The sequence below is a fragment of the Yoonia sp. genome, from assembly GCF_036770585.1.
Taxonomy (GTDB): Bacteria; Pseudomonadota; Alphaproteobacteria; order Rhodobacterales; family Rhodobacteraceae; genus Yoonia.
Map to the genome: position 1 here is coordinate 9,292 of NZ_DAIPIW010000046.1, position 10,738 is coordinate 20,029.

The 10,738-nt window shown below is 62.3% G+C and carries 9 protein-coding genes and 1 pseudogene; 5 read left to right on the top strand and 5 right to left on the bottom strand.

The window, feature by feature from the left end; translation table 11 throughout:
- Positions 1–774 (bottom strand): sulfotransferase family protein (locus V7N12_RS09425; RefSeq protein WP_333714265.1); only part of this gene is annotated, 774 nt, incomplete at its 3' end.
- 142 nt (positions 775–916) lie between these two features.
- Between V7N12_RS09425 and V7N12_RS09430 the strand changes: the two genes are divergently transcribed.
- From V7N12_RS09430 to polA, 5 genes are all read left to right on the top strand, one after another.
- Positions 917–2,494: a DUF5928 domain-containing protein gene (locus V7N12_RS09430; RefSeq protein ID WP_333714257.1), complete on the top strand. Its 1,578-nt coding sequence runs from the start codon at positions 917–919 to the stop codon at positions 2,492–2,494.
- 8 nt (positions 2,495–2,502) lie between these two features.
- On the top strand, positions 2,503–2,865 hold the full coding sequence (locus tag V7N12_RS09435; protein WP_333714258.1) for a histidine triad nucleotide-binding protein: 363 nt from the start codon (positions 2,503–2,505) through the stop codon (positions 2,863–2,865).
- 258 nt (positions 2,866–3,123) lie between these two features.
- Positions 3,124–3,303 carry a zinc-finger domain-containing protein gene (locus V7N12_RS09440; protein ID WP_333714259.1) on the top strand — a complete coding sequence of 60 codons (180 nt, stop codon included), beginning with the start codon at positions 3,124–3,126 and terminating at the stop codon, positions 3,301–3,303.
- A gap of 86 nt (positions 3,304–3,389) precedes the next feature.
- On the top strand, positions 3,390–4,301 hold the full coding sequence (locus tag V7N12_RS09445; RefSeq protein ID WP_333714260.1) for a pirin family protein: 912 nt from the start codon (positions 3,390–3,392) through the stop codon (positions 4,299–4,301).
- A gap of 122 nt (positions 4,302–4,423) precedes the next feature.
- Positions 4,424–7,216 carry a DNA polymerase I gene (gene polA / locus V7N12_RS09450; RefSeq protein WP_333714261.1) on the top strand — a complete coding sequence of 931 codons (2,793 nt, stop codon included), beginning with the start codon at positions 4,424–4,426 and terminating at the stop codon, positions 7,214–7,216.
- 51 nt (positions 7,217–7,267) lie between these two features.
- Here the strand turns inward: polA and V7N12_RS09455 are convergent, their stop codons facing one another.
- From V7N12_RS09455 to V7N12_RS09470, 4 genes and pseudogenes are all read right to left on the bottom strand, one after another.
- Complete coding sequence (locus V7N12_RS09455; RefSeq protein ID WP_333714262.1) at positions 7,268–7,732, bottom strand: Hsp20 family protein; 465 nt, start codon at positions 7,730–7,732, stop codon at positions 7,268–7,270.
- A gap of 130 nt (positions 7,733–7,862) precedes the next feature.
- Positions 7,863–8,672, bottom strand: a complete 810-nt coding sequence (locus V7N12_RS09460; protein ID WP_333714263.1) for a trypsin-like serine peptidase — start codon at positions 8,670–8,672, stop codon at positions 7,863–7,865.
- Positions 8,673–8,726: 54 nt separating this feature from the next.
- Positions 8,727–10,046: a glycolate oxidase subunit GlcF gene (gene glcF, locus V7N12_RS09465; RefSeq protein ID WP_333714264.1), complete on the bottom strand. Its 1,320-nt coding sequence runs from the start codon at positions 10,044–10,046 to the stop codon at positions 8,727–8,729.
- A pseudogene (locus V7N12_RS09470) lies at positions 10,046–10,738 on the bottom strand (glycolate oxidase subunit GlcE); the annotation flags it as partial. The pseudogene V7N12_RS09470 and the gene glcF, both read right to left, overlap by 1 nt.

A 10,738-nucleotide genomic window follows, 5' to 3' on the forward strand; every position in this document is an offset into this window, starting at 1 on the left:
CTCATCTAGGTCGATTTCGCCGACCGGCATCTTGTTCGCAGGATTTTCGAAATCGTATTTGAAGATCAGGAAGTCCTTTTTATACATCTCGTAAATGATGTGCATCGACAAGTCGTCAAAGTAATCCGCGACTGGATGCGCGCGCTTGGGGCCGTGGCCCTCGCTTTCGTTGAAGCGGGGGATCTGCGCAAGACTAACGGGGTGCGGCGTCTCGACGGCGTCCAGCACGGTCTGCATGCCGTCGTTGAATTTCTCGGTCCAGAAGATGTGGTCGTAGCGCCCGCCGTTCACGATGAAGGTCGAGATGTGCCCCGACATCGCCGACCAATGGATATCCGGTTCCATCGGACGGCGCCAGCGGATGGTGTCGCGCGCGAACAGCAAGAAGCGGCGGAAGCTTTTGATCTGGTCGAACTCAAACCCGCTTTCGGGATCGCCCACTTCGATCCCGTATTTCTGGATCAAGAGCGGCACAAGATTGCCGCGATAGTATTTCCCGTTGCGCTGGATGCCGCAGATCTTGTCGAAGAAGGATGACAGGATGCGCGTATAGGGATTGCGCACGCAGGTGAAGGCGTAGGTCTGGTGGGACTGCACGTTGCGGACAATCGCCTGCTGGCTATCGTCAAGCGCCCATTTGTGGATGCCGTCCTTGGCGTCGTGGATGTCGCCGTCGAAAAACGCGCCATGGTCCGAATAATACATGATCTGCCCGATCGTCGAGCAGGCGCATTTCGGCACGACGCGATAGACCATGCTTTCACTGTCGGTCATCCATGTTCCGGGAAAATTCGGCACGAAAAATCTCCTGAAAAAACTTGAGGGCCTAAAGAGCAAAGAAAGGCTGTAACTTCAATCTCTGTTCGCGCTATGAGGGGGCGCATCAGATTATAACAGGTGGCAGCCCGCCGCAGTCATGGCCCGCATCGCGTTCATCCTTCTTTGCCACAAGAACCCTGCCGCGATCATCGCGCAGGCCAGGCAACTGACGGCAGCCGGTGATTATATCGCGATCCATTTCGATGCCTCTGCGCCGGCTGACCACTACCGCACCATTCAGGACGGGCTTTCCGGGAACGAAAACGTGGTCTTTGCCAAGCGCCGCGTGAAATGCGGCTGGGGTGAATGGAGCCTTGTGCAAGCCACGCTCAATACCGTGCGGGCCGCAGCGGATGCCTTTCCCCGTGCGACCCATTTCTACATGGTTTCGGGCGATTGCCTGCCGATCAAGTCGGCGACCTTCGCCCATCAGATGCTGGACGCCAACGATGTCGACTACATCGAAAGCCATGATTTCTTCGACAGCAATTGGATCAAGACCGGCTTTCGCGAGGAACGCCTGATCTATCGTCACTACTTTAATGAACGCAGCCAGAGGCGACGGTTCTACGCGGCACTCTGGCTGCAAGAGCGGTTCAGGATCACCCGCAAGATCCCCGCCGATATCCGCGTGATGATTGGCAGCCAATGGTGGTGCCTGCGCCGCAGGACCATCGAGGCGGTGCTGGATTTCACCACCGCACGCCGCGATGTCATGCGCTTTTTCCGCACCACATGGATCCCCGACGAGACCTTCTTTCAGACCCTCGTGCGCCATCTGGTGCCCGGTCGCGAGATCGAGAACCGGACGCCCACCTTCCTGATGTTCTCGGACTATGGGATGCCGATCACCTTTTACAACGACCATTATGACCTGTTGCTCAGCCAGAACGGGCTTTTCGCCCGCAAGATCAGTGCCGAGGCTCATGATCTGCGCGACAGGCTGGGCGCGCTTTATGCCAGTGACCGGACCGATTTCACCGTCACCGGCGAAGGGCAGCGGTTGTTTGACTTCCTGACCAAGCGGGGCCGGATCGGGCGGCGCTTTGCGCAGCGGTTCTGGGAACGCGAGACGAGCCTCGGGCGCAACCGCGAATTGATGATCATCGCCTGCAAGAAGTGGCACGTCGCCAAGCGCCTTGTGGCATCCATCAACCAGCACACGGATATTCCGGCGCTGGATTATCTGTTCAACGAAGAGGACACCCCGCTGCCCGATCTCGGCGGCATCCAGAGCACGCTGCACAAACGCGACCGCCACCGCCGCGCGACGCTGCGGATGATTTTCGATCACTACGGCAGTGACCGGCTTGCGATCTGCATGGATACCTCGGACCTTGCGCTGATCCGCGATCTTTTCTCGGACCGCGCGACCGTCCGGCTGATGGAGATCGAATGCCGTTTTGACGACGACTACCTGATCGGCCATGCCAAACGCGTCGGTCTTGCGGGGGACCACACCAGCGCCGCGACATTCGCGCGGCTTTTGCCCACGATCCGCTCGGACATGGTCCACGAGCGCGAGGCGATCCGCGATGCCGCCTTTTCCAACGTCACCCGCTTGCGTGAAACGGCCAGTGTGGATGACAATGCCGCAGCGATTGCCGGTTTCCTGAGCGTCCCGCCAGATGTCGCACGGCAACTGGCCGAAACACCCTACCTATTTGTTGATTGAGGACAGCCATGGACTTTGCCTACGACGACCAGAACATCTTTGCCAAAATCCTGCGCGGGGAAATTCCCAACAAGACAGTCTATGAGAATGACCATGCCCTGGCCTTCGAAGACATCGCCCCGCAGGCCCCTGTCCACATTCTGGTGATCCCCAAGGGCCCCTACATGAGCCTCGACCACTTCGCCCGTGACGCCAGCGCGGAAGAACAGGCAGGCTTCTTTCAGGCGGTCGCCGAGGTCTGCCGACTTTCCGATCTTTCAGAGGGCTTTCGCGGAATTTCGAACACGCGCGCGCATGGCTTGCAGGAGGTTCCGCATTATCACATGCACATCCTGGGTGGACGGCCTCTGGGGCCGATCCTTGCGCGCTAGCCCCGCGCGTGCGGCGGCGTCGGAGCCTCCGGCGGGAGTGTCCTGGGAGAAAGAAGTCAGTGGGTGCCGTGCAAGGGTGGAAACGATCTTTGGCTTTCGCCCCGCCGCGCCGGGCCTGTCGGGTGACAGGGGCCCTTCAGGGCGCCGGATTTCACCGCAACGGTTGGCCATCTACGTCTTTTCCCTCTGCCGTCGATGCGGTAGAAGGCGGATGCGACAAGACCGCGCGACCGCCGCGACAACCAGACAGGTGAAGCCATGACGACCCCCGTGCCAGAGACCAAGATCGTGACCGAATGGCGTGTGGCTTGCGACGGCGGCGAGGGCGCTTTGGGCCATCCCCGCGTCTGGCTGCAGATCCCGGGTGAACACGGCTGGGTCGAATGCCCCTATTGCGATGCACGCTTCGTGCACAAGGATTTCGCGGAAAAGGCCTGATCGCGCACAGACCCTGTTCGGCCCTGCGCCTGTCGCCAGCGACCGAACCGCGCTAAGTCAAAGGCAGAACCGCAAAGGAGGCTGCCATGACATTCCGCCCCGTGACCCAAACCAGCCGCGCCCAGCCCACGATGGAGGGCGCGGGCGTGCATCTGCACCGTGTCTTCGGCTTCGGCGATCCCGGCGAAAGCGATCCGTTCCTGTTGCTCGATGATTTCCGCAACGATGTGCCGCAGCACTATGAAAAGGGCTTCCCCTGGCATCCCCATCGCGGGATCGAGACGATCACCTATGTGCTCGATGGCGAGGTGGAACACGGCGACAGCCTTGGCAATACCGGCACGCTGGGTGCAGGGGCGGTGCAGTGGATGACAGCCGGGTCGGGTATCCTGCATCAGGAAATGCCCAAGGGAAACGCGGCCGGCCAGATGCACGGGTTTCAGCTTTGGGCGAATTTGCCCTCGTCACTCAAGATGACGGCACCGCGCTATCAGGACATTGCTGGCAGCGACATCCCCCAGATCATCGATGATGACGGCACAAGGGTGAAGATCATCACCGGCAACTTCTGGGGCAAGGCCGGGCCTGTGGACGGGATCGCGGCCGAGCCGCTTTACCTCGATGTCTCGGTCCCGCCCAATGCGCGCAAGACCCTGCCCGTCGATACGCGCGCCAATGCCTTCGCCTACGTCTTCGCGGGCGCCGGGCGCTTTGCCGATGCCGCCGACCCGATCGGCGTGCGGGTGGAAAAGGAAGTCGCCGGTCAGGAAATCAACATCCGCGACATGACCGGCAACCGCACGCTGGTCCGCTTTGGCAATGGTGACGACGTGACCGTCCATGCAGGCCCCGAAGGCGTCCGCTTCCTGCTGGTCGCGGGCCGCCCGATCCAGGAACCCGTCGCCTGGCACGGGCCCATCGTGATGAACACCCAGGCCGAACTGATGCAAGCCATGAAAGACCTGCGCAACGGCAGCTTCATCAAGTCGCAGCATTAGTCATTATTGGCCCGAAAATATCCTGGGGGAGTCCCGGCACGGGACGGGGGCAAAGCCCCCATCCGCCCTAGACCCCCCAGTGCCGCGCGTATAAGTTTCTCGCCAAACATCGGGGGTTCCACATGGCGTTCGGCAAAGGTTGTCATCTGCATCTGATCGACGGATCGGCTTTCATCTTCCGCGCCTATCACGCGCTGCCCCCTTTGACCCGCAAATCCGACGGCCTGCCTGTTGGCGCGGTCAGCGGCTTCGTCAACATGTTGCAGCGCTATGTCGAAGGGAACAACGGCGCCGATGCCGCCACCCATGTCGCCGTGATCTTCGACAAGGGCAGCCATACGTTCCGCAACGATCTTTATGACCAATACAAGGCCAACCGCGATGAAATGCCCGAGGACCTGCGCCCGCAGATCCCGCTGACGCGCGTGGCCACCAAGGCCTTCAACATCGCCTGCGAGGAAATGGAAGGCTTCGAGGCGGACGACATCATCGCCACGCTTTCCTGTCGGGCCCGCGAGTTGGGGGGACGGGTCACCATCGTTTCATCCGACAAGGACCTGATGCAACTGGTCGGCGACGGTGTCGAGATGCTCGACCCGATGAAGAACCGGCGCATCGACCGCGACGGCGTGATCGAGAAATTCGGCGTCGGCCCCGAACGGGTGGTCGATGTGCAGGCGCTGGCTGGCGATTCCGTCGACAATATCCCCGGCGCACCCGGTATCGGGATCAAGACGGCCGCCCTTCTGATCAACGAATTCGGCGATCTGGAATCGCTGCTGGACCGCGCGGGCGAGATCAAGCAGCCCAAGCGCCGCGAAACCCTGATCGACAACCGCGCCCAGATCGAAATGTCGAAACGGCTGGTGCAACTCGACTGCAACATGACGCTCGACTTCAGCATCGACGATCTGGAAATCCGCGACCCCGATCCCGAGGTGCTGATGGGGTTCCTTGCCGAGATGGAGTTCCGCACCGTCACCAAGCGCATCGCAGAAAAGCTGGGTGTCGAGGCGCCGGTCATCGAGATCGCCCCGCAGGCCGCGGACACCTCTGCCCCCGAAAAGGTGGATTTCGATGCGGCGCAATACGAATGTGTCCGCGATGCCGCAGCACTGCAACGCTGGATCAACCTGATCCGCGACAGGGGCTATGTCGCCGTCGATACCGAGACCACGGGCCTGAACGAGATGATCGCCGATCTGGTGGGCATCTCTTTGGCGGTCGAGCCGGGCAGGGCCTGCTATATCCCGCTGACGCACAAGTCGGCGGCATCGGACGATCTGTTCGGCTCGGACGATCTGGCCGAGGGGCAGATGGGGCTTGAGGATTGCCTCGCCCTGCTCAAGCCCGTTCTGCAAGACGATGCGATCCTGAAGATCGGGCAGAACATGAAATACGACGCCAAGATATTCGCCCGTTACGGGGTCGATATCGCGCCGATCGATGACACGATGCTCATGTCCTATGCCATGCACGCAGGATTGCATAATCATGGGATGGATGTGCTGTCGGAACGCTATCTCGGGCATCAGCCGATCCCGATCAAACCGCTGCTCGGGTCGGGCAAATCCGCGATTACCTTCGACCGCGTGCCCATTGACGAGGCCACGAAATATGCCGCCGAAGATGCCGACATCACGCTGCGCCTCTGGCAGACGTTCAAGCCGCAGTTGCACGGCAAGCAGGTCACGACCGTCTACGAGACGATGGAACGCCCCCTCGTCCCCGTTCTGGCGCAGATGGAACGGCATGGCATCAAGGTCGATCGCGATACGCTGAGCCGCATGTCCAACGCCTTTGCCCAGAAGATGGCGGGGCTGGAGGCCGAGATTCAGGAAAAGGCGGGGCGGCCTTTCAATGTGGGCTCTCCCAAGCAGTTGGGGGAAATCCTGTTTGATGAAATGGGTCTGCCCGGTGGCAAGAAGGGCAAGACAGGGGCCTATGCGACAGGGGCCGACGTGCTCGAGGACCTCGCGACCGAGCATGAACTGCCCGGTCTGATCCTTGACTGGCGGCAGTTGGCCAAGCTGAAATCGACCTACACGGACGCGCTGCAGGAACATATCAACACCGACACGGGCCGCGTGCATACCTCTTATTCCATCGCGGGGGCGAACACGGGCCGTCTCGCCTCGACCGATCCGAACCTGCAGAACATTCCCGTCCGCTCTGAAGAGGGCCGCCGCATCCGCGAGGCTTTCGTGGCCGAAGAGGGCAAGGTCCTTGTCAGTCTCGACTACAGCCAGATCGAGTTGCGTATCCTTGCCCATATCGCCGGTATCGATGCCCTGAAGCAGGCCTTCCGCGAGGGTCTGGACATTCACGCGATGACGGCGTCAGAGATGTTCGACGTGCCGCTGGAAGACATGACGCCGGACATCCGCCGCCAGGCCAAGGCGATCAACTTCGGGGTGATCTACGGCATTTCAGGCTTCGGTCTGGCCCGCAACCTGCGCATTCCGCGCGGCGAGGCGCAGGGCTTCATCGACCGCTATTTCGAACGCTTCCCCGGTATTCGCACCTATATGGACGAGACCGTCGCCTTCGCCAAAGAGCATGGCTATGTCCAGACGCTTTTCGGGCGCAAGATCAACACCCCCGAGATCAACGCCAAAGGCCCCCACGCCGGTTTCGCCCGCCGTGCCGCCATCAACGCGCCGATCCAGGGCACGGCCGCCGATGTGATCCGCCGCGCGATGATCCGGATGCCTGCGGCGATCAGGGACATGCCGGCCAAGATGCTGTTGCAGGTCCATGACGAGCTGATCTTCGAGGTCGAGAAAGGTGCCGTGGACGACCTGATCGGAACCGCCCGCGACGTGATGGAAGGCGCAAGCGATCCTGCGGTGAAGCTGGATGTGAAGTTGTCGGTCGACGCGGGGCAGGGCGCAAACTGGGCCGAGGCGCATTAAAGAAAACGCCGCCCCGTTCGGGCGGCGTTCCGTCTTTGTTGGCGGGTAATTCTAGTTGACCTTGCCTTCAACGAGGTTCGCGTCCCGCTTGCGGTCGGATGCGATTTCGATCCGGCGGGGTTTCAGCGCCTCGGGCACCTCGCGGGCAAGCTCGATATGCAGCATGCCGTTCTCGTGGCTCGCACCGGTGACCTTCACGTGGTCTGCAAGGGTAAAGCGCCGCTCGAAGGCGCGGGTGGCGATGCCGCGGTGCAGGTAGGTGCGGTCCTCGTCATCGGTGGCCTTGCGGCCGGTCACATGCAGGGCGCGGTCCTTGACCTCGATGGCGAGTTCATCATCCGCAAAGCCCGCAACGGCGATCGAGATGCGCCAGGCATCGTCGGCGATCTTTTCGATGTTGTAGGGGGGATAGCTGTTCTGGCCGACGTCGCTGGCAAGGGCGCGGTCCATCAGGTCCGCAATCTGGTCAAAGCCAACGGTGGCACGGTAAAGCGGTGTCAGATCAAATGCACGCATTTGGGTCATCCTTTCATAAGCGATAACGATGTCTGGCCTTCCCTTTGGGACAGGCCTGTTGTGCGCGGGACCCTTTTTCGGCATCCCGCTACCCCTCATGTGGGCATCCGTTTTTCGGCTTTCAAGTGGGTCAGGGGCGGACGAATTTCGCGCCCGTGCTATTGCGTTCGCCCACGCTGATCAGCCGCTGTTCGCCGCCGATGCGGGCGGGCGCGGCGGTGGCGAAATGCGACAGCAGCCTGTCCAGCGGCCCTGCAAGCGAGGTGCCCAGCGACACCTTCTGCCCGTTGATCTGCGCCATGGCCGAGACGACCGAGGCGATCCGCGTCTCGCCATCGATGACCATGAAGACGGGCGATCCGCTTGATCCGAATTCCACATCGCAGGTCATGACGATCACGCCGGTTTGCAGGCCCAGCACGTTGCAGACCTCTTGCAGACTGGGGGCCTCTTCGCGACCGCGTCCGTAGGACACAACGCCGACCTGATCACCGGTGATCGGCCTTTGGGCGATCCGATAGGGTTGCAGGCGGCTGTTGCGGATCGGCTGGCTGAGTTCCAGCACGGCGATATCCATCGCAACGGTCGAAGGGTCGGTCACGCCGCCCTGAAAGTCATACTCGGGGTGCGCGATCGCGCGGGTGATGCTGCGCTCGGCCTCGGCCCTGCCATCGCGCAACCCGGCCCGAAAGGAAAACCGGCTGGCCGGGATCAGCGAGCCGTCCTCTTCGTAAAGACAATGGGCCGCGGTCAGGATCAGCCGTTCCCGGATCAGCGCAGCCGTGCAAAACCCCTTGCCTGCGATGTCGAGCCGCCCGACGGATTCCCAGCCCTGGCTGTCGTCGCGGGTCTGGAGGGTGACCAGACCGCCCTGCTGTGCCTGCACGGGCGGAACCGAGGCCACCAGCGCGATGCAGACAGTCAGGATCAGACGAATCATACGACACCCTCTTTGACGCCAAGCTTGGCCAAGAGTTTCGGCAGGATTAAGGCGTCAGCGCAAGATCGGGATGGCGGGCGCGCGCTTGCCTTCGGCGGTCAGCGCAGGGGGCTGCGGCCCGCCGGTGGCCCAGTCGAGCAGTTCCACGGTATGCACGATCGGCACATCCGTCCCGCCGCCGATCTGCATCATGCAGCCGATATTGCCCGCCGCGATGATGTCGGGTGTCAGCGCCTCGAGTGTTTGCACCTTGCGCGCCTTCAACTGCTTCGAGATTTCGGGCTGCATCAGGTTGTAGGTGCCCGCCGAGCCGCAGCACAGGTGGCTGTCGGCCGGTTCCAGCACCGTGAAACCGGCCTTCTTCAGCAGGTCCTTGGGGAAGGTCTTGATCTTCTGCCCGTGCTGCAGCGAGCAGGCGGCGTGATAGGCGACCTTGGTGCCCTTGTCCGCGCCCGCCGGCAGGTCGAGCTTCATCAGGATTTCCGAGACATCCATCGCGATGGCCGCCACCCGTGCGGCATCTGCGGCCAGTGCATCATTGCGGAACATATGCCCGTAATCCTTGACCGTGGTCCCGCAGCCCGAGGTGTTGATCACGATGGCGTCCAAACCCTCGCCGTCCATTTCCCTGGCCCATGCGCGGATGTTCTTGGCGGCGGTGGCGTGGCTTTCGGCTTCCTTGCCCATGTGGTGGGTCAGCGCACCGCAGCAGCCCGCACCTTCGGCGATCACGACCTCGGCCCCCAGACGGGTCAGCAGGCGGATCGTGGCATCGTTGATATCGGTGTTCAGCGCGCGCTGGGCGCAGCCGGTCATCAGCGCCACGCGCATCTTTTTCTTCCCCGCGGGGAAGGTTTGGGGATCATCGTTGCGGCTGACCGGCGGGATGGTCCTGGGGGCCATTTCCAGCATCGCGCGCAGGCGCGCATCCGGCATCAGCCGCGCGAAAGGCCGCCCGATCTTCGCACCCAGCAGCGCCACGCGAAACCGCATCGGATAGGGCAGGATACGCGCCAGGATCCAGCGCAACGCGCGGTCCGACCATGGCCGGTCATAGTTCTTTTCGATATAGGCCCGCGCGTGATCGACCAGATGCATGTAATGCACGCCCGATGGACAGGTCGTCATGCAGGCCAGACAGGACAGGCAGCGGTCGATATGCTTGACGGTCTTTTCGTCCGGCTTGCGCTCGTTTTCCAGCATGTCCTTGATCAGGTAGATGCGCCCGCGCGGACTGTCGAGTTCATCGCCCAGCACCTGATAGGTGGGGCAGGTCGCGGTGCAGAAGCCGCAATGCACGCAGGATCGCAGGATCTGGTTCGACCGCGCGATGGCAGGGTTCTTAAGTTGCTCGGGTGTAAAGGTGGTCTGCATCAGCTCATGATCCCGGGGTTGAGAATGCCGCGTGGGTCGAATTTGGCGCGCAGGCCTGCGGTGATCGCCGCAAGGGCCGGGGCCTCTGGCTGGAAGGTGGGCACATCGGCGCTGCCGCGCATCAGCGTGGCGTGTCCGTCGAAGGCGCCCAAGGCCGCGCGCAGGTCGCGGCCCGTGTCGGTCAGCGCCCAGATCAGGCCGCCGCCCCAGTCGTATTGCACGGCCCGCGCGTCCATCCTCGCGACGAGGTCCGGCGCGGCAGAGGGTTTGGCAGAGATGCGCCAGACATCACCTTGCTGACCGGCAAGTGCGGTGACATCGCGCAGGGCGTCCCAGCGGCTGGTGTCGGTGCCGATCTCGGTGGTCACGTCGCCGAATTTGCCCAGCACAGCGGTCAGGCGGTCGGCCCGATAGCGCACCGAAGCCTCGAAGCCTTCGATCCGCACAAGCGTCATCGGCCCATCGGCGGTTTTCGGGAAATGCGCGGCACCGGTCGCCTCGAACGGGGACCCCAGCGCCGCCGACAGCGCGGCGATCGCATCCGCATCCGACAGCCCATGCAGGATCAGGGTGCCGGTCGTCTCGACATTCGGGAGGACCTTCAGCGCGACCTCGGTCAAGACGCCCAAGGTGCCGTAAGACCCCGCCATCAGCTTGACCAGATCATAGCCGGTGACGTTCTTCATCACGCG

Bases quoted from the DNA above. Each gene is read 5' to 3' on its own strand.
- V7N12_RS09460 (WP_333714263.1), bottom strand. From the start codon at position 8,672: ATGATTCGTCTGATCCTGACTGTCTGCATCGCGCTGGTGGCCTCGGTT.
- V7N12_RS09430 (WP_333714257.1), top strand. From the start codon at position 917: ATGGCCCGCATCGCGTTCATCCTTCTTTGCCACAAGAACCCTGCCGCG.
- glcF (WP_333714264.1), bottom strand. From the start codon at position 10,046: ATGCAGACCACCTTTACACCCGAGCAACTTAAGAACCCTGCCATCGCG.
- V7N12_RS09435 (WP_333714258.1), top strand. From the start codon at position 2,503: ATGGACTTTGCCTACGACGACCAGAACATCTTTGCCAAAATCCTGCGC.
- V7N12_RS09455 (WP_333714262.1), bottom strand. From the start codon at position 7,732: ATGCGTGCATTTGATCTGACACCGCTTTACCGTGCCACCGTTGGCTTT.
- V7N12_RS09445 (WP_333714260.1), top strand. From the start codon at position 3,390: ATGACATTCCGCCCCGTGACCCAAACCAGCCGCGCCCAGCCCACGATG.
- polA (WP_333714261.1), top strand. From the start codon at position 4,424: ATGGCGTTCGGCAAAGGTTGTCATCTGCATCTGATCGACGGATCGGCT.
- V7N12_RS09440 (WP_333714259.1), top strand. From the start codon at position 3,124: ATGACGACCCCCGTGCCAGAGACCAAGATCGTGACCGAATGGCGTGTG.